Genomic DNA, 20,460 nt, shown 5'->3' with positions numbered 1-20,460 from the left:
CAGACTCCTGTGGGAACTCACGCGAGCCGAAAATCTACTGTGTGAAGTATTCTTCTTCACACAGTTAGCTGAGGCCGTGCCCACGGAAAGCGAAGTGTTTTGCCGAAGCGGTATGTTTACTCAGACTTTAATGTTCGGATTTTTCCTATCTAATTACTCTTTTGTCCCAGTCTCAATAAATTATTGAGTTAATTGCAGATAGTCTAAAGCTATTTCGCCTGTGTTTTGTGATAAATGAATAGTCTGTACCCCAGCTTCTAACTCTACTGGAATCGAAACACTATCCAACTTATCACCAGTCGGCGGAAACACTATTTCGCCAATTTCATTGTTGTTAATCACGACTTTCTGTGTACTCATACCAGTTGTCTGGTTGCTATAAGTTAGATGTAAGTTGTATGTTCCTGATTCTTTCACGTCTATTCGATACTCCAATTCACTTTCATTGCTAGTAAAGTTCACTTTTTGCTTATTGGATGCAGCAAACGTGTTGATAATGGATGTGTTAGTTAATTGTGCATGTTCTGCTTCATATCTAAATTCTGGTTGGCTTGGAACGATTTCAATAAAATCGATCTCTGCATATAAATGTCCTTTTGTTAGTCTAATTTTGTTATCTTGACTACTTAGGCTAATCTCTTTTTCAGCAAAATACCAGCTATCCCAGCCATTATTATTATAGGAAACTTCACCAAGTGGTTTACCGTTCAAGGAAACTTGATGTGAGGACGGCTCTCCCATTCCATTTGCATATCTGACTTTCAACGTGTAATCTCCCGCTGGAAGGTCAACATCAAATTCTATAAAACTATCAGCATAATCAATATAACCAACCTTTGCTCCATTGGAAGCTGATGTATTTTCTACAATCCTGGCACGGTTAACTGTAGCTACCTCTGCTTCAAATTTATGACCAACCGGAAGTGCAGGAGTTAGCGTTCCAGCCTGTTCACCTGACGGGACTTCTAATAATGTTCCAGTTGCGACAGGTTTGCCAAAGTTTGGTGTACCATCTTCATTCCAGGTGAATTTTTGCATTCTTACATTCCGATCCCAACCTGATCCCTGAAATTTAGCCCCATGGTAAATGATCCAATCCTCTGTTCCATCTGGTGATTTAAAGAAACCATTATGTCCTGGACCATAGACACCAACTGAGGGATCCTTTTCAAATACCGGTTCTGGACTCTTTTCCCACGCGTCAGGATTAAGTGGATCTGATCCCGTAAATCTTAACATCCCTAATTTATAATCATCTGTCCAACTTCCACTAGCAGAATAAATCAGGAAAAGCTCGCCATCATTATTTCTTAAAAATTGTGGACCTTCATTAATAAGTGGGTTTCCGATTTTTTCCCAATCATATTCGGGTCTTGACAATTCTACTCTTTCACCGCTTATCGTCCATGGATTGGTCATTGGCGCAATATAAATATTCTGACTCACATTGACATCACCTTCCCAACCAGACCAGGCAAAATAGTACTCACCATCCATTTCCAAAATCGTGCCATCAATCGCCCATTTGTCAGCAGGTGTCGTTATCTTCCCATAGGTAGTTCCTTCCGGATAAGAATAGTCACTAAATGGATCAGATGTTTCGGACTGAAGTACATGCATACGTTGTTTTTCCATGTCACCACCAGAGGCGGCAAAGTAGATATACCATTTCCCATCAATAAAATGGATTTCCGGTGCCCAAATGTGTGCACTATTAGGAGCGCCTTGTTCAGGTGTCCAAACAACTTTACTTTCTGCATTTTGTAAGCCTGAAATTGTTTTCGATTTCCAAATGGTTACGTTGTTCCCAGTTGTATTTGTATAGTAGTAATAGCCATCTGTATGTCTAACAATCCATGGGTCTGCCCCATTACCTATCACTGGATTTTCAAATAGTTGTGCTGGTTCTTCTTCGTAATAAAATGTAATATGACCAATGTCTGGTTGTTGTCCAGCTTTATTTTTCGGAGCGTTTAATTCATTATCCATAGTATCCTCCTGATTATAGCTATAAAGATTACCTGCATTGCCACCTTTAACAAATACATACTTGATGCCAATGTTAGCCTGCCAATCAAATGTTTTACTGTCATGGAAGTCGATATCAATGGTTCCATCATGATAGGAGCCACTTTCAAACGAACTATCATCCAATTCCAACTTGAATTGCTTCAGTTCCTTCAATTCATCTGGTAATTGCTCATTTCCGGGTTTGTCGTTCCCATCTATTTTGATAGGGTCCGATGAAGCTAGCATATTAGAATTACTACTTAATACAATAAAAGTTATCACTAACACAGCCATAAACAGCAAACTAAAAATTCTTTTCAATCAAGCCACTCCTTTAGTAAGTATTCGTTTTATCGAGCTTTGCTGAATCAATGAATGAATCACCCCCTTTAGTTAGAGGCGTACTAGATTGTTATTCTTTTGGCTGACTGCTCTGGTTCAGCCTTATTTCGCATCATCTTTAACGATGAATGGTTTTTCGGAACTCTACTCGTTAGCTTAATCAAATACGTAATCACTAATAAGAGCATGAGACTAAAGAAGAATCCCTGCCACGGTCCTACAAAAAAGCTATCCAATGAAAAAATAAACATATTACTTAGCAGTAAATAGACAAGTACGTTTTCTCCCATCATCCTTAGAAAGCCTAACCCCTTTTGCCAACGATCCAATACTTTTGAAAAAAGATAATAGATATAAAGGATCAAAGTTGGTCCGATAATCCAAAAGATGCTCGGTGGAAACCTGTCAGGCAATTGCATATCCCTTGTTAGGAGATAATAGATAAATAGAATCGTACCAACTGAAGAAATCCATAAATATTTCCACCTGAAACCGATTCGGTATTTCGCAAAATAGATACCAATTAAATAAAATGGCAAATACTGTACAACCGGAAAAGTTATAGTCTCCGTTGTCCCTATCAATAATCCTAGCTGCGGAATCGTCACCTTACTATAATCAATCCAAGTCGTTAACAAAAGAAGGGAGCATACTACCCAAAATAGAATCGGTCGGTTAGACATCCATCTGAAACTGTGAAATAAGGCTAGTCCCAACAAGATGATCAAAGAAAAGGAAACTAAAAATTCCGACCATCCCGGAATAACTTGTAAGACTAAAATCGGCATAATAGTGTTAATATCTAGTGGTTGATTGCCTACATATACTTGAAAAGCGATACCAGATAAGTAAAATGCCAGAAGTGTCTTCAAACCTGTCATAAACATTTTTTTATAAACGGAACGAAAGGGCTTACAATAATAGGCTAGTTGACATACATATCCAAAACAAAATACAAATCCTGAAAAGGTAATGAGATTAAAAAATTGGGTGATATATGGAATCGATAAAAAAATAGATGCATCACTAAAAAATTGCAGCACGTGTGTGTATACCATACCAATGACTAGAAGTCCTTTAAAATAATCAACAGAGTGGTCGCGCCCATTTATGACAATCACTTCCCGACACATTAATTTTTAAATAGGGATTGTTCTTTTCACTCAGAACAATCCCTTAGAAGTTTTTTAATCATTGATTTCTTTTATTTTTTCTAGTGCAATTTTTGGAGTTCGATCTTCTTTTAATAAACCATTAATTTCTTGTTGAACATCTGTTATTTGTGTATAACAATAACCAGATATATACGGAATTTCTTTGATAGCGTTCGTAATACTGCGGTAGCGGCTTATAAATTGTTCCTCTGTTTCCACTTGATTACCATATCCCCAGCCACTTCCTTCATTAAAAGCAATGCCACCATATTCGGAAATTATGATTGGTTGCCCTTTATAGGTATAATCATTAGCAAATGGATACTTATGATTATTGTGGGCTATTTCATTATTGACAATCGCTTCTTTATCTTGATATCGATCTAAAAATCTTTCACCAAACTCCTCATAATCATGTAAGGTAATAATGTCTGATATCGTATGTTCCCACCCATCATTAACAATAACAGGCCGTTCAGCGTCAATAGATTTAGATAAATAATATATCGACTCTGTGAAAGCTTGTTCTTTTTTATTGGTTGCGATATGAGGTACGCCCCAAGATTCATTAAACGGAACCCAAGTGATGATCGATGGATGGTTATAATGTTGCTGCATAATGTCTAACCACTCTTTGGTAAAGTTCTCAACCGCTTGATCTGAAAACTCATACGCTGCAGCCATCTCTGACCAAACCAATAACCCTTTACGATCACACCAATACAAAAAGCGTTCATCTTCTATTTTTTGGTGTTTTCGCACACCGTTAAAGCCCATTTCCAATGTTTTTTCGATGTCTTCGATCATCGCTTCATCAGACGGTGGTGTCAGCATCGTGTCTAGCCAATACCCTTGGTCTAATAACAATTTCTGATAGATTGGACGGTTGTTTAGCAGCACCTGACCATCTTTTATCGATACTTTTCGCATACCGAAGTAGGATTGCACTTCATCTAGTAATCGGTCTCCTTCATATAAACAAAAGGTCACGTCATATAAATTAGGATGTTCAGGTGTCCAGTGCATCACCTTCCACTCATGTATCTCAGCTAATAGATCTACTTCGAAGTGCATTGTAGAACGGTTTGGAGTAAAAGAAAATTGTTTTACTGTATCCCCTTTAAAACGAATCGTTGTTTCAACCCTAAGCTGGTCATCCATGTTACCTGCTAGCGAGTAATCAAACGCTACCGAATTCGTATCAATATTTGGTGTCATCTTGACATGTTCGATATTTCTTTTTTCCAAAAATTCTAACCAAACTGTTTGCCAAATTCCTGTTGTCTGCACATACCAACAACCGAAATTATCTTCTTTCCATCTCTGTTTCCCTCTTGGTTGATAACAGCTGTTGCTATCCTCGACTTTCACAACTAATTCATTTTTGGCGTTAGTTGTCACTGCGTTAGAAATATCGAAGGAAAATTGAGCATTTCCACCTGTATGACTGCCAACATATACACCATTCACCCATACTTTGGTTAGATAATCTGATGCTTGGAATCGCAGCATCACTTTTTTTCCAATTTGATCAGCTGGTATTTCGAATGACCGTTGATACCATACATAGGGATGAAACTTTTCATCACCGATACCGCTTGCTTTAGTTTCATACGTAAATGGAACTTGTATATCCTTTGTTTCCGTCAAGTTTTGATGCCAATGATCACTTTCTCCGATATTTTGATCATCAAATGCGAACTTCCATGTTCCATTTAGATTCACCCAACTATCACGTTGAAATTGTGGTCGTGGGTATTCTGTTCTTTGATATGTGATTGTATTTTCCATTGTGTAAATTCTCCTTTGTTATCCTTTTATTCCTGTAAAGCTAATACCTTTTACAATTTGTTTTTCAAAAATTAAAAATGCGATAATTACCGGGATAGATGCAATGGCATTTGCTGTCATTGGTTGGACATATGCTTGTGAATAGGTAGAATTAAATACTGGTAAACCTACTGGTAAAGTGTACAGTGTCTCAGATAGTACTGATAGATATGGCCATAAAAAGTTATTCCATGAACCGATAAACGTAAAAATACCTATCGCCGATAAAGCTGGTTTCGCTAATGGTAAAACGATTTTGTAAAATAATTTAAAATAGGAACAGCCATCGATAATCGCACTCTCGATTACTTCTTTTGGTACATTGTCAAAAAAGCTTTTTAATATAATGACACCTAATGGTGATGCTATCATCGGTAAGATTAAACCCGCATACGTATCAATTAACCCAAAGCTCTTAGCAACCTCATAAAGTGGGATAATCGTTGCTTCACCAGGAATCATTAATCCTAGCAGAAAGAAAATAAAGATAAAATTTTTGAAGCGAAATTTCATTTGTGAAATAGCAAATGCAGCTAATGACGTTATAATCAATGTTAAAATAGTTGTAATTACCGCTACAATTAAACTATTAAACAACCAACGAAAGATTAAACTACCAAACATAATATCTACATAGTTATAGAACGTATACGGTGGCAGAAACCATTCTAATGGTTCTGTTGTAGAAAAACCATTCGGCTTAATCGAAACAAACAACATCCAAATGATAGGTAAAATAAAGATTAACGCTACAATAAATCCCAACGTTACCTTCAGTCCTAATTTAGGATCTCGATTTCGCTGTAATACCGTACTTTTACTTTTCTTAACTCGAACAGCAGCCTCATTACTAAATTGTGGATCACTCATTTAGTTCTCCCCCGATCTTTGACTCTTTAATTGAATAATAGAGAGAATTAATAATATAAAGAATAACGCATACGACATCGTTGCAGCATAACCTAGGTTGTTTTGATTAAACCCAACTTCATAAATATATTGAATTAACGGCCTTGTTGCTCCACCAGGTCCACCTCCAGTAATTAAGAGAATCTGCGCAAACACTTTATAGGAGGCAAGTATTTGTAATAGAAGAACGACGCGACCAATCGGAATAAGCTGTGGTAAGGTAATATACTTAAACATATCCCAGCGTGAAGCACCATCTATTTCGCTAGCTTCATATAACGACTCAGGTATATCCTGTAATGCGGCTAGGAATAAAATCATATTGAAACCAACCGTCCACCATAAAGTAACGACAACAATGGTCACCCATGCTAATCCTTGATCTGCCATCCACTTTGGCTCCGCATCAATGCCGATCATTTGAATAAGATTGTTAACCAATCCGTTATATGGTTGAAGCATAAAAATCATAAGAAACGAAATAACTGAAACAGATAAAATACTCGGTAAAAAAAAGGAGCCACGGAAAAATGTTTTTAGTCTCGTATTCAGGTTAGATAATAGCGCCAGCCCTAATGCCAATAAGACCATCGTTGGTGTTGTCAATATTACAAAGAAAGTTGTGTTCCATAACGTTCGCCAAAAATGAGGATCTGTAAACATTTTTGTATAATTTTCTAATCCGACAAACTCTAACTTACGAACTAATGTCCAATCATACAAACTCATTTCTAAACCTTTGAAAATTGGAAATATCGTAAAGATCATATAGGCAATAAAGAATGGTAATAAAAAAGGAATCGCTTTTAAATCTTGGATCCATTGTTTCTTTATCATATTTTGACCTCCTCGTATAAGGATGGAAAAAGAAATAGAGTCTGATCCTAGTAATCTGATATTCTAGTTGAACGAAGAATTGCTAGGACCAGGCTACTAAGCAATCTTTTAACTTTGCTACTTATTCTGCTATTAGATCCGTTACTTCCTGCTCAATTGTAGAGAAAACCTCTTCAGCAGTAGCATCTCCTGCCCAGTACTTATCTAAGTTACGTACTACAATATCTTGAATTCCACGTGCATGAACAGTACGGTCTACATATTTCACATAATTGGCAACCTCAGCGTACTCGCTACGATATGGCATTTCCTTAAATTCAGCTGATTCTAAAACAGTATCTTTAGCAGGAATATGTCCAGCTTTAGCCCACATCGCACCATTGTCAGTAGCAAATTTCATGAATTCAACTGCACCTTTTTGCACGTCTTCATCAGCGTCTTCATAATACGGTAATACGAATGTATGGGAGCTTGCCCATGCAGCATCTTGGCCAAACATATTAGGAAAAGGCATTGGTGTAAAGTTAAGATCTTCCGTTGATTCCCAAATTCCAGTTGCCCAAACCCCAGTAGACATTACAGCTGCATTCCCGGATTGAAAGTCACTATAAAAATCAGCTAAATCTAAAGGTGTAACTTTATGTGTATGGTATAAGTCATAAATATACTTAGCTGCTTTAATCGCTTTTTCTTTATCTAACGCATAAGTTGGATTTTCCAAATCTCCGGAAACTATGTGTTCTCCACCCATTTGGTTATATAACGCCCACCAGATGCGGTATGGATCTTCACCAGTACTTGAGAACGCAAAGGCCATTTTATCTTCTGGCAATGATTCTTTAAGAGAAGTTAAGAAATTAACAAATCCTTCTGGTGTTTCTTCGAATTTTGGTGTACCGTCTTCATTGAGAAGACCAGCTTCCTTAACAAGATCATTGTTAATATACATAATTTCTGGATGGGTATCGATTGGCACTGCATAATTTTTTCCGTCATAGACTGTGACGTCTAACACATTTTGGTTAAACTCATCCCAGTTAAGTCCTACAGTCTCAGCATAATCATTAATATTGGTTACAAGTCCTTGGCTAACTAATTCAGGTAATACATGACTGTGGGCAATACCTATATCAGGCCCTTTTCCAGACCCAACACTTGTAAGTAATTTTGTGTAGTATTCGTCATACTCTTGCTGTACATTGTTAACAAAATACTCATCTTGACTCTCATTAAACTTCGTTACGATATCATTCATGTACTCCGCATCACCACCACCGAACAAGTTCCACATAACCACTTCGGTAGCACCTTCTGGAATTTCTACATCATTTCCTGCTGAGCCAGAATTATCAGAACACGCGGCCAAAAACATTGCAACAAGCAACAAACCAATAAGTCCACTAAAGCCCTTCTTCATATTGACTCCTCCTTTTATTAGGTATAACTAAGTTACAAATAAAATGTTTAATTACAATTTTTCTGTAACTTTAAATATAGAATACGCTTTCATTTTGTAAAAGTCAATACTTGTTTTGTTTATAAAATTAACTTTTTCATATCTTTATTTTAGTCATAAAGTTAATGAATTAGGTCAGTTGAACTAATTAGTTATGCTAATTTCTACAAAACCCCATTGTTACAGTATTTCTTTAATCCAACCTTTAAAAGTTGGATTTTTGTATTGCATAAATATTATACTGTATTAATACATTTTTTTTGTTTTAATTACAAATTTCGACTTTTTTTGTGTTAGGGCCTTGATATATTTCTAATCCAATAACAAAAATAAAAATAAACTGTGCAGTAAGAGTCATTTGCATCTCACTACCCAGTTTATTATTTTCGACTATGCTTGGACTTACCGAATACTTGCTATTGGGTTGTTCTAGGCTTTACTGACAACCTTTTGACTTAAATGGTAATTAACAATTCCCTTTTGATCTATCATGATTCCACTGCTGGTTCCAATGGGTTTGTTTCTTGCTTCTCAATTTCTTGTACCGCTTTATCGCTCGTATCCACGCGTTTCATAAACAAGGATAGTACTAGCGCGACAATATTGATTCCTAGCGCCACAAAGAAAGAATACTGAATTCCACTTAGCAAAGCTTGCTGTGTCATGGAAGCTGTTGAAGCCTCTGTTAATGTGGTTGGATCCACTCCACTCATTAATTTTTCACCTTCTGATGTTGCCACAGAATTCATAATCGTAACCATTATTGCCGTACCGATTGAGCCTGATACTTGCTGTGCTGTATTGTTGATCGCTGTACCATGTGGATTCAACGATGTTGGCAGTTGATTTAAACCATTCGTCATGATTGGCATCATTACCATCGCCATACCAAACATACGTAAAGAATAAACTAATACGATATACGTATACGTGGAATCGATTTGTACATGTGCTAGCATATAGGTTGAAACCCCAGTAACAGTAAGTCCGACAACCGCCAAAATCCGCGGACCGAATTTATCAAACAGTCTTCCTGTAATAGGTGACATGATTCCCATAATAATTGCACCTGGTAGTAACATTAATCCTGAATGAAGTGGTGAAATACCTCGAACATCCTGGACATAAGCAGGTGTTAAGATCATACCTGAGAACATCGCAACTGCATTAACAATCATAATGACAGATGCAAGTGCAAACATAGGATATTTATAAGGACGTAAATCTAATAATGGTTCCTTCATGTTTAATTGACGAACCACAAATAGAATTAAAGCAATGCCACCGACTATTAATGTGGTTAACACTACTTGATCATCCCAGCCTTGTGAACTTGCGTTACTTACTCCGTATAAAACCCCACCAAAACCGACACTTGATAAAACAAGAGATAAATAATCCAGTGTGGCTTCTTTATTTTGTTCCATTACATTTTGGAACTTCCAAATCGCTAGACCTAAACTGAAAATAGCTAATGGTAAAATCATTTCAAAAAGCAAACGCCAATCATGGTATTCCACAATATATCCTGATAATGTAGGCCCAATAGCTGGTGCTGCAATCATTACCATACCAAATACACCCATAGCCGCACCACGTTTTTCACGCGGGAAACTTACTAACATGATGTTCATTAATAAAGGCCCCATTACAGAAGAACCCATTGCTTGAACCATACGTCCGGTCAATAACACACCAAAATTAGGTGCAAAAGCTGCGAGTGCAGTACCTAATGAAAATATCGCCATAGCTGTAACAAACAAGCTGCGGTTAGAGAAACGTGTGATTAAAAATGCCGATGCAGGAATTAATATTCCACTGACAAGCATGTATCCTGTCGCAAGCCATTGTACCGTAGAGTAATCTTTAATTCCTAAATCAACCATAATTGAAGGAAGTGCTACGTTTAACAATGAATTATTCAGAAATGAGACGAAAGCTCCGATAAACAAAATACTGATCATTAAATATGGTGTCTTATTCACTTGTGTATTCATAATTTTCCCTCTTATCTTTACTTAATATATTTAGTACTTGAATATTTTATACCTATAGTTCAATTTTTTCAACATTTTTATACCTAAAGTATAAAAATGTTGTTTTTCCAGATTAAGAAACGTATAATATTTCATGTAGAGGACAGGAGGATACTATGAACGAGCGTAAAAGAAAGGTAGCCGATATTGCTCTAAACCTGTTTATCGAAAAGGGTTTTCAGCAAACATCCATCCAGGAAATTATCGACAAAGCGGACATTTCTAAAGGGACATTTTACAATTACTTTTCTTCTAAAAATGATTGTATTGCCGAAATATTAGAAAACATTCGTTATGATGCAAGTCAGCAACGAGTTGCCATCCAAATCGGCAAGGACCCACAAGATCGTGAAGTTTTAATTGAACAGATTACCATTTTAATGAAGCTAAATGAAGAAAAAAATTTACGAGCTCTATTTGAAAATATTCTATCTTCCAATCAAGCAGATCTAAAAAAACTAGTGTTACAGCATAGAGTTATAGAAATGGAATGGCTAGCTAATCGTCTGGTTGATGTTATGGGAGAAGACATTCGAGAGTATGCAACAGAGGCAACCGTATTGTACTTTGGCATGCTGCAGTATATGTTATTCACCCTAAACCTAACTAATAGCCATTATGCATTACATGAATTAATCGAAACCATTTTGTCTTACGTAGAACTGCTTATACCACAGATGAAGAAAAAAGGCAGCACCATGCTAAGTGATTCTGCGATCAACATACTTCAGACAAACGTCCATAAAAAAGTGGTAACGAAATCTGAGTTAATGGAAATGGTAGATCAATTACAAGTTCAATGTGACTTTAATGAGGAACAACAGGATTTATTCGATGTCATTTTAAGCGAGTTAGAACGTGATCGTGTACGTAAAATAGTTGTTAAAAAGCTGTTGAGACCATTTCTCCAATTGTTTGAGGGAGCGCCTATTGAACCACAGGTACAACTATTTACAAATGCAGTATGGAACTATTTAAAAACAAGTTGATTGTAAGACACGAATTATTTGATGGTGTGAATTAGTTAAAAGTTAGCTAACTGGACACTTGTAATATATCTTTTTAGCAATTTTTTATTTTAAACTCCCTTTACTTTTCAAGTATTATTCAATAAGATATTTAATTGTATCAAGGGAGTTCCATTACCTATGTCGCAGTGATTCCTTAATGTAAATTATTTAAAATTCAAACAACAAAGCAGGAGAAAAAGGAAAAACCTCTTCGGCGTCCTATAATACTCGCTTGATGAAATAACTAATTACAAATGAGACTAAATGACCTATAACTCTATAGCGCCTCCTTTGATCCGTTTAAAACCTCGTATTTTACTTAAATCTTCCACTAGCTTTAAAGCTGCCTTATCTTTTGCTTTTGCTTCAATCATAATATCAGCTGATTTTCCATAAGTTTGTAACGCTTTGATAAAGGGTATAGCAAAGTCAAGATCCACATAATCCGCATGTGCTCGAAAAAGTTTTTCTGACTTAGGAGATGATAAGTGGAATTTAGGAACCTTTTCAGTGCCCTTCCATGTTGCAAAGATTCTTGGTAACAAATCCTCAAAAACTTCATCCCTAGAATTTGCCCGATAATGATGATAATCAAATACAAATGGAATACCGTGTTGTTCACAAACTTGCAAGGTTTCTTCTACAGTATATGTTTTATCATCATTCTCAAGCGTTGTTTGCATTTGGATTTCTTGGTCAAGCTTTGCGAAATTTCTGTTGAATCTTTTGATAGCTTCTTGTTTATTTCCGTAAGCTCCTCCAATATGGATATTTATAGTTGCATCCTTATGTAATCCCATAGCCTCCAACATTTGGAAGTGATAAACCATACTCGTAATTGCATTAGTTGTAACATGATCTTGAGGACTCGTAAATAGTGTAAATTGATTCGGATGGAAAGTGACTCGAAGATTATATTTTTTTACCAACCTTCCTATCTCTTTGAATTGCGTTCGGAAGACTGTTAAATAATCCCACTTAACCTCTGGATGAGTAGCAAGAGGAACAAGCGAGGAGGACATCCGATAAACATCAATACCATGTGCAATATTGTAATGGATAATACGGATAGTATTTTTTAAATTTTGTTCTGTAAGGTAGTGTAACTTTTCCTTGCGACTTCTTTCATCAAGCTTACTCCAATTCGTAAAGGTTAATGTTCGAGATGGTGAGGCTTCCCACAAAGATAGTGCGATTGAGACGTATCCTAATCTAAGTATCATCGTTTCACTCCAGATATGAATAAATATGTAGATAGTGTTTGTTATTTACATTAGATTCATACAATACAATTAACGATTCTAACTTAATAACCAACAATACTTTAACAACAACTCTCACCATACTTTCAAATGTAGTACACATCTCACAATACATATTCTTCGTACCGTTTATAATTTCATCCAACATCTCTTTTTATTATTCAATGATTCATAGAATAATGGCCTCTGTTATCCCTAAACTTATCCTTGTGTTACTTGAAGCTTGAAGTGGGTTTCTTACAGACGGTTAGCACCGTGATAAAAAATACAAATGATCTACCTTATTTTATTTTCTACATTTTTATGTTATTTCTGGTTATACATTTTGTTTTTCGAGTACTTTCTTGATAGTATAAAAAGTATTATTCGCTATTTATTTATGGGTAAAACTAATCCTCACATAATCTCCTTCTATCATCATAAACTCGTACCGTACTTATTTAGATAGTCCCAATCATTCAAGTGTAGTTAATTTTCATCCCCTATATATCAACTATGACAATCCTAATACATTCATTTCATGTCTTGTTGATTCTTGTATCATAAGAATATCAGCATATACTTTATTGGGTTTAGAAACTATTCTAATGATTAGGTATAAAATTATTGACTATACCTACTTTTGACTTGCAACAATACTCACAAAATTCTATACAATATTTTTATATTCTATTAATTAGCGCTTCATATTGTCTATTTATAATAGAGTTATCAAATTGATAGGAGTGATAACATGAAGCGTTTCTTTTTTATTTTCTTTATCATGAGTATTTTAATGACTAGTTTCGCAGTTCCAGCATTTGCGAATGGAAAGGAAGGCACAATCACCACGAAAGAACAGCAACAGATGATTAATGTGGCTCACCGTGGAGCATCAGCACATGCACCGGAAAACACTATGGCAGCTTTCCAAAAAGGTGTAGAAATGAAGGCAGACTACATTGAAATTGATGTACAAATGACGGCAGACGGAAAATTAGTAGTTATTCACGACACCACAGTAAACCGAACAACAAACGGTACTGGTGCAGTTGGTGAATGGACACTAGAAGAAATTCGTACATTGGATGCCGGTAGCTGGTTTAGCGAAGAATTTACTGGAGAAAAAATCCCCACGTTTGAAGAAGTACTAGATGCCTTTCGTGGAAAAGTAGGCATTTTAATCGAACTAAAATCACCAGCGCTTTATCCTGGCATCGAGAAAAAAGTGGCAGACGCTTTAAAAGAACGCAATATGGATCTGGCCAATAATGAAAAGATTATTATCCAATCCTTTAATCATGAATCCATGCAACGTTCCAAAAAGCTTTTACCAGCAATTCCTCATGGTGTATTAGCAGGTATGAGTTGGCGAGATGTGACAGATGAGCAATTAGCAGAGTTTGCAACGTATGCTGATTATTTCAATCCTAATCAGAACATTGTAACACCAGAGTTAGTAGATCGTGTTCATACTATAGAAATGCAGATGATGCCATATACATCTAGATCACAAGGACAAGCAGATCGTTTGTTTCAATTAGGTGTAGATGGAATTATCACGGACTATCCAGAGCACGTATATGATCATCCGGTTAAAAACAACTAATGAAATAGGGAAAGGAGAATAAATCATGTTTCATAAAAAAGGACTTTTCACTAAATTAACTAGTTTTATAGTCACTGTTGGAATTGCTGTAATACTGGTTTCCATTTCTCCAACAGCATCCGTATATGCCAATGGTAAGGAACAGCCAAAATTGGAGTTTGGGGTTGTCCCGGATGTACAGTATTGTGATTGTGAAGTTAATGGTACGCGCTATTATCGTAATTCAGTGACAAAACTGATTGACGCATCTCAAACATTAAATCAAGAGAATGTCGATTTTACTGTCCAACTAGGCGACCTTATCGATCGAGATGTAGAGAGTTTCTCTACGATTCTACCAATCTTTAATATGATAGAAGGTCCAAAATATCATGTACTCGGCAACCACGATTTTGCTGTAAAGACGGACGAAGCGATTGACATTCTTGGGATGCAAAACCAATATTATGATTTTAAATACAAGAATTGGCGCTTTGTTGTCTTGGACACCAATGACCTAAGTTTCTATGCAAATCCAGAAGGTTCTGAGAAATACGAAGAAGCCGAGAAAATGTATAATAATTTAGTAGAAAATGGTGCTATCAATGCAAAAACATGGAACGGTGGCATAAGTGCCGAACAGTTAACTTGGCTTCAGGATGTACTAGACACTGCAGCAAAACGAAATGAAAAAGTTGTCGTTTTTGGACATATGCCAGTCTACCCAGAAAATGTCCACAATATCTGGAATGCAGAAGAAGTGAAGGAGGTACTGGAGGATAACGACAATGTAGTTGCCTTTTTTAACGGACATAACCATGCTGGTAACTATGGTGTACAAAATGGTATTCACTATGTCAATCTTCAAGGTATGGTGGAAACCGAGGACACCACTGCCTATTCTATCATTCGCATCTACAAAGATCGCTTAGAAATCGATGGCTACGGCCGCGAATCCGATCGTGTCTTGGAAATTCAAGAGTAAAGGAACAAAAGTGTAAGCGCCCGATCAGAAACGTAGCGACTGGAGCGAATCAACTGAGATAAAGGAATCACGGTGAGCTTGCGAGCCGATAATGACTTATCGTAGGGCGATTCGTGAAGTCGCCTAGTTTCTGGGCGTTGAAACTGGACGCGGCTCATCATGTCCATATTTATCCACATAGCCAAATTTTAGAATTTCCCAGCTGAGAAAGGTAAAGGGAACCACCCTTTACCTTTCTACTCTATTTCTCACCGAGTATACCTAATCATTTAATCCCTTTCCATCGAGAATCTTCTGGATATACTTTTCAACCCTTGACTCTCGAGTTTTGGATTGTTTGGCTTTAGAAATATAAAGGGCGTATGCTCTTTGCCGACCAGGCGTTAATTCCTCAAAAGCAGTTTTCAAGGCAGGAATTTCATCGAATTTATGTTGAAGCTCATCAGGAATGACGAATTCTGTGTTCTTTTTTACTTTCAAACCGGCTTTTTCCACTTCAATCGCTGCGTAAATATATTCTTTCAAGATGTCTTCCTTTTCAACTATTTCTTGAACATTGGTGAACCGAATCTGACGGGCCGCCTGCACATTCTCTGTTTGTTGGACTAGTATTCCATGTGTATCTTTTAATAAGGATCCTTTGTGAAACAGAAATGCAATATACTCTTTAAACCCATGGATTAGAACGATGTTTTTATTCTCATACGTGTAACAAGGATGCATCCACTTAAAATCTTCGGTCAACTCACAGTCAAGAACGATATTTCTTAATATCTCATATTCTTCTTTCCACTTTGAAGTTTTACTTAAAAATTCATCAACCTTTGGATTCATTCTTTCCGCTTTCTTTGTCACGTTAGCCCTCCTTTTGGTTTATGGATTAGATAACACTAATAACCAAAAAAGACATCTTTTTTGATATTTCGTTTTGATATATTTTTATTTTGTAAGTGAGTCGAAATGGAGTCTACCATTGACTTGGATCCAGCTATAAAGTATTTACCATTATCCGGATAAGAGGTGGTAAACGCATCTATTTCCTTATGTAAATCATCCCTTGAATTAAGATAAGTTACATTTATAGAAGTGCTATTTGCGATGTGATCAAGCTCATCTTTAAATAGATAGGACGTTTCACTATCCATGTAAAGTAGGTTAATTGGTTGATCGGCTCTATTTCCCTCTTCCTCTACTTGTTTTAAAATCGATCGAAATGGTGTAATTCCCATTCCACCTGCAATCAAAAGGGTAGGGCTATTATCTTTTAAATAAAAAGAACCAACAGGTCCACTCATCTTAACCTTCATACCCTTTTCTAATTCGAGCAAAGCTTGCTTAAAGTCACTTGGTGTATCACTGATACTCGTTGTTATTTTAATAGTATTCTCTGCCGGAGCAGTTGCCATACTGAATGGTCGTACAGGTTTTTTAATAGATTTATGAGTAATATTAAACAACCCATGCTGTCCTGCTTTCCATGCTACATCATTACCTTTTTCAAAAACAAAGGTATAAACATTTTCCGATTCTTGGTAGGTTTCTAAAAATAATAAATCTCTTTTTTTGAATATTCCAAATACATCTTTTACAAAACTCATCTTCTTCACCTCCATTTTTAATTACCGAATGGGATTATTGATTCAACACTTGTTCAAGCTGCTCGCCCATTTGCGTCCATGAATGTTTCGCTCCTTCGATGGCTCCCTTACGTGCTTTTGTTTCTTCACTGAATCCAGTTTGATCGAGATGTAAATGGGTAGTTCCATCTGAATTTTGTTTTAAAGTCCAGGTTATGGTGGTGCTTTCTCCAGCGCTTTCCCAAGTGTAAGATAATTTATGTGGCTCCTCTACTTCGAGTACTTCCCCATCTACAATTCCATTCCACCATTTATTTGGCTCAGCTCGAAATTGAAATTTATGTCCAACAACTGGTTTAAAGTCATTTTCCCATATCCATTTTGCAAGAATATCTGAATCTGTTAATGCCTTCCACACTTCCTCAATTGAACTTGTATATTGAAAATCTAATGATACATCTGCTTTCATTTTTTGTTCCTCCAATATAAGATTTAATTTATTCATTCTTTCTTGCCAGAAACCTTCGTAATAAGATATCCAATCTTGAACTTCTTTCAACGGAGCTGCATCCAACTGATACCTTGTTTCTCTACCTACTTTTCTGCTTGTCACAAGTCCTGCCTCTTTTAGGATTGCCAAATGCTTGGAAACTGCAGTACGACCCATTTCGAAGTGAACGGTTATTTCATAAAGCGGTAATTCATCCACATCCGCCAACAAATGGATCAGTTTCCGCCGATTTAAATCGGCAATTGCCTCATAAACATCCCTTTCCATTCTCTTTTCGCTCAACACCCTCCACCTTCACATTTTAAAATGACACTTATTGGTGTCTTATTTAACATTTATAATACGACACTGTTTGGTGACATGTCAAGTATTCCCCTGATGCTTCACAAAAAATCCTCACAAATGTTGTTCTCCATCTGTGAGGACTCTATCCTGCTTATTAGTTTTTTACTTTTTATTTACAGATGCGTCATAAATAGAATCAACCGCTTCTTTTAATGTTGCATGAAATTCTTCATCGGTTTGGCTGACATTTAGATCTTCACTTAAAGCTCTGGAGAAGCTTGCAATTAGTCCTTCATTATTTTTCAGTTTGGCGTTTGCTTCTTCTCTAGAATATCCACCAGATAACGCTACTACACGAACTACTTGTGGATGATCGATAAGCTCTTTATAATGATTGGCATTTGTCGGAATCGAAAGCTTCAACATTACCAGTTCATTCTCATTTAATTGATCAAGATGTTTTTTGATTTCTTGCTTTAATATTTCCTCGGATTGCTCCTTATCTGCACTATGAATATCTACTTCAGGCTCAATGATAGGAACAAGCCCTGCTTTAATAATCTTTTTACCGATTTCAAATTGCTGATTAACGACCTCTTTAATTCCCTCTTCATTTGCCTCTTTAATTACGGAACGCATTTTTGTTCCGAAGATGTTACGCTTGTTCGCTCTTTCCAATGTTTCATCAAGGTCATGAATTGGCTTCATCTTCTGAACACCATTAACAAGTTCAGCAAGTCCTTTATCTACTTTTAGGAATGGTACAATTCCTTTTTCCTCTGTTAAGTAATCTCCCGTATACTTACCTTCAATTTCACGGTCCATCGTTTGTTCAAATAGAATAGCACCAAGAATTTGCTCTGAGTTAAATGCCGGATCAGTAATTATTCGCGTTCTCATCTGATGTACAAGATCAAACATTTCATCTTCATTAGAATATTCGTTTTCCGATACTCCATATGCAGCAAGTGCCTTTGGAGTACTACCGCCACTTTGGTCAAGTGCTGCGATAAAGCCTTGTCCATTTTTCATTTGCTCTAATTGTTTTTCCTGCATTCATCTCACTCCTCATTCTTTTAATTTAGTACATATCCATTGTAACATTTAATGGGGGCTGCCTGTTACATACCGAAAATACTGTCCAAAAAAAGTCTTACCTGTGAATGCAAAACGTTTGTGAGCCAATCTAATGACTCACAAACAAAACAATCTACCTATTAAGCTCTTTTGCATATTTCTTCCTTAGCGCCTGAGCACCTTCTTTTCTTCCTGTCTTCTCCAAATGTCCTAAATATCTTTTTAGATTCTTTATTTGTGCATGATATGGTCCGCCTTCTTTGATCACCGTCCACATCGGATCAACATCATGATCCATTGTCATCATCATTTCTTCGTGCCATTCATTAAGGTAATATACTGCTTGCATGCAAATATCATGACGTTGTTTCGCTACATTATGTTGTTCATATGGATCTTCTTTAAGATTGAATAACATTTCTTTGTCAAAAAGATGAAATCCATCATGATAAGTACGAATATACAACCAATCATCAAACCTTACACTACGTTGACATACATGTGCATTTTGAGACACAACCAAATAATTTCTACCACAACTTTCTCCTTTTAACAGTACCGGAGCATAGCTTTCTCCATCCCAACTCTCTCTAGGTTTCTGGTTTAATAATTCAGCTACAGTTGGGGCAAAATCTAAATGGTAATGCAAATCATGGTCGACATGTCCTTCTTCCATACCAGGCCAACGAACAATCATCGGGATTCGACATGTCATTTGATCTGCTGTACCATGTTCCGCATAAATGCCTAATTCCCCTAAATTTTCTCCATGATCAGCCGTCACGATGATAACAGTATCTTCCATGAGCCCCTGTCTTTCCATCTCTGCAAATATCATGCCAATATTGTCATCCATAAACCGAAGACCAGTATCATATCCATCTATTACTTTTCTTAACCCTTCTCGATCTGTTATTTCACCTGGGTGTCGTGGGAAGTTTGGGTTAGTATTATTATCATACATATTGATTTCTCTTGCAGAATGTGGACCAATACTTTGCAAATGCTCTTGGAGGACATCATCTGTAATCCATTCTGGCAAAGGTTCATCCTTAAACGGATCACCGTAACTTTCTGGTGCTCGATATGGTGTATGCGGATCCCAGTAATTCACATATAAAAACCAATCATCCTTCTGTCCATTACGCTGTATCCAATCCAATACCGTTGGCGTCACTTCTTCTGCTGATTCATCTCCTGTTTTGCCTGTGTTGTATATTTCATTAAAACCAGCATAAAATTGCCATGATGAATGTCTTTCAGCAAACGGACTTATTAATGCAGTTTTCATTCCTTCTTGGCGGAAAACATTCGGAAAACTATCCGTTTTTAATTGATCGTGAAATTCACGACTAGGCCCCTCGTTTCGCATATCTCCAGCTGTGCCACCATGCCCTATATTGCCTGTATGAATACCAAATTGGCCTGTCATAAATGCGTTCCTTGAAGGAGCACAAGGAGCGTCTGTTGTGTAATAATTGGTAAACCGAACTCCCTCTTTTGCAATTCGATCTATATTTGGCGTCGTGTTTCGATGATATCCATAGCAACCTAAGTGATCTGGTCTTGTAGAGTCTAGATCTAATAGTAATACTCGCATTGTTATTCCTCC

General features: G+C 36.6%; 16 protein-coding genes and 1 pseudogene. 3 read left to right on the top strand and 14 right to left on the bottom strand.

What is annotated here, in order from left to right; genetic code table 11:
• Window positions 1-180 precede the first annotated feature (180 nt).
• From ACTWP4_RS07145 to ACTWP4_RS07115, 7 genes are all read right to left on the bottom strand, one after another.
• Complete coding sequence (locus tag ACTWP4_RS07145; RefSeq protein WP_443128072.1) at window positions 181-2,331, bottom strand: family 43 glycosylhydrolase; 2,151 nt, start codon at window positions 2,329-2,331, stop codon at window positions 181-183.
• Window positions 2,332-2,414: 83 nt separating this feature from the next.
• The gene (locus ACTWP4_RS07140) at window positions 2,415-3,473 is read right to left on the bottom strand and encodes a hypothetical protein (protein WP_443128071.1); all 1,059 of its coding nucleotides are present in this window, start codon (window positions 3,471-3,473) and stop codon (window positions 2,415-2,417) included.
• Window positions 3,474-3,539: 66 nt separating this feature from the next.
• Complete coding sequence (locus ACTWP4_RS07135; protein WP_443128070.1) at window positions 3,540-5,297, bottom strand: glycoside hydrolase family 2 protein; 1,758 nt, start codon at window positions 5,295-5,297, stop codon at window positions 3,540-3,542.
• 18 nt (window positions 5,298-5,315) lie between these two features.
• On the bottom strand, window positions 5,316-6,206 hold the full coding sequence (locus ACTWP4_RS07130; protein ID WP_443128069.1) for a carbohydrate ABC transporter permease: 891 nt from the start codon (window positions 6,204-6,206) through the stop codon (window positions 5,316-5,318).
• Window positions 6,207-7,082 (bottom strand): carbohydrate ABC transporter permease, encoded by an 876-nt coding sequence (locus ACTWP4_RS07125; protein ID WP_443128068.1) that lies wholly within the window; start codon window positions 7,080-7,082, stop codon window positions 6,207-6,209.
• A gap of 121 nt (window positions 7,083-7,203) precedes the next feature.
• On the bottom strand, window positions 7,204-8,499 hold the full coding sequence (locus ACTWP4_RS07120) for an extracellular solute-binding protein (RefSeq protein ID WP_443128067.1): 1,296 nt from the start codon (window positions 8,497-8,499) through the stop codon (window positions 7,204-7,206).
• A 527-nt stretch (window positions 8,500-9,026) separates the two neighbouring features.
• Window positions 9,027-10,535 carry a DHA2 family efflux MFS transporter permease subunit gene (locus ACTWP4_RS07115; RefSeq protein WP_443128066.1) on the bottom strand — a complete coding sequence of 503 codons (1,509 nt, stop codon included), beginning with the start codon at window positions 10,533-10,535 and terminating at the stop codon, window positions 9,027-9,029.
• A gap of 155 nt (window positions 10,536-10,690) precedes the next feature.
• On the opposite strand from ACTWP4_RS07115, the gene ACTWP4_RS07110 reads away from it, so the two are divergent.
• The gene (locus ACTWP4_RS07110; protein WP_443128065.1) at window positions 10,691-11,563 is read left to right on the top strand and encodes a TetR/AcrR family transcriptional regulator; all 873 of its coding nucleotides are present in this window, start codon (window positions 10,691-10,693) and stop codon (window positions 11,561-11,563) included.
• Window positions 11,564-11,853: 290 nt separating this feature from the next.
• On the opposite strand, the gene uvsE is transcribed toward ACTWP4_RS07110, so the two are convergent.
• Complete coding sequence (uvsE, locus tag ACTWP4_RS07105) at window positions 11,854-12,807, bottom strand: UV DNA damage repair endonuclease UvsE (protein WP_443128064.1); 954 nt, start codon at window positions 12,805-12,807, stop codon at window positions 11,854-11,856.
• Between the two features lie 772 nt (window positions 12,808-13,579).
• On the opposite strand from uvsE, the gene ACTWP4_RS07100 reads away from it, so the two are divergent.
• Both ACTWP4_RS07100 and ACTWP4_RS07095 read left to right on the top strand, forming a co-directional pair.
• The gene (locus ACTWP4_RS07100) at window positions 13,580-14,434 is read left to right on the top strand and encodes a glycerophosphodiester phosphodiesterase (RefSeq protein ID WP_443128063.1); all 855 of its coding nucleotides are present in this window, start codon (window positions 13,580-13,582) and stop codon (window positions 14,432-14,434) included.
• Window positions 14,435-14,459: 25 nt separating this feature from the next.
• A complete protein-coding gene (locus ACTWP4_RS07095) occupies window positions 14,460-15,398 on the top strand; it encodes a metallophosphoesterase (protein WP_443128062.1) in 939 nt (312 codons plus the stop codon).
• Window positions 15,399-15,659: 261 nt separating this feature from the next.
• Here ACTWP4_RS07095 and ACTWP4_RS07090 read toward each other — a convergent pair whose 3' ends face one another.
• The 6 genes and pseudogenes from ACTWP4_RS07090 to ACTWP4_RS07065 all read right to left on the bottom strand — a co-directional run bounded on the left by ACTWP4_RS07090 (window position 15,660) and on the right by ACTWP4_RS07065 (window position 20,448).
• The gene (locus ACTWP4_RS07090) at window positions 15,660-16,232 is read right to left on the bottom strand and encodes a YdeI/OmpD-associated family protein (RefSeq protein WP_443128292.1); all 573 of its coding nucleotides are present in this window, start codon (window positions 16,230-16,232) and stop codon (window positions 15,660-15,662) included.
• Between the two features lie 56 nt (window positions 16,233-16,288).
• On the bottom strand, window positions 16,289-16,996 hold the full coding sequence (locus tag ACTWP4_RS07085; RefSeq protein WP_443128061.1) for an FAD-dependent oxidoreductase: 708 nt from the start codon (window positions 16,994-16,996) through the stop codon (window positions 16,289-16,291).
• A 34-nt stretch (window positions 16,997-17,030) separates the two neighbouring features.
• On the bottom strand, window positions 17,031-17,444 hold the full coding sequence (locus ACTWP4_RS07080; protein WP_443128291.1) for an SRPBCC family protein: 414 nt from the start codon (window positions 17,442-17,444) through the stop codon (window positions 17,031-17,033).
• Window positions 17,445-17,582: 138 nt separating this feature from the next.
• Window positions 17,583-17,753: pseudogene (locus tag ACTWP4_RS07075) on the bottom strand (ArsR family transcriptional regulator); the annotation flags it as partial.
• Window positions 17,754-17,933: 180 nt separating this feature from the next.
• Window positions 17,934-18,827, bottom strand: a complete 894-nt coding sequence (locus ACTWP4_RS07070; protein WP_443128060.1) for a fructose bisphosphate aldolase — start codon at window positions 18,825-18,827, stop codon at window positions 17,934-17,936.
• A gap of 154 nt (window positions 18,828-18,981) precedes the next feature.
• A complete protein-coding gene (locus ACTWP4_RS07065) occupies window positions 18,982-20,448 on the bottom strand; it encodes a sulfatase family protein (protein WP_443128059.1) in 1,467 nt (488 codons plus the stop codon).
• Between the last annotated feature and the right edge of the window lie 12 nt (window positions 20,449-20,460).

It is taken from the genome of Gracilibacillus sp. D59, assembly GCF_052246695.1.
Taxonomy (GTDB): domain Bacteria; phylum Bacillota; class Bacilli; order Bacillales; family Amphibacillaceae; genus Gracilibacillus.
This window is presented reverse-complemented; position numbering and strand designations above follow the sequence as displayed.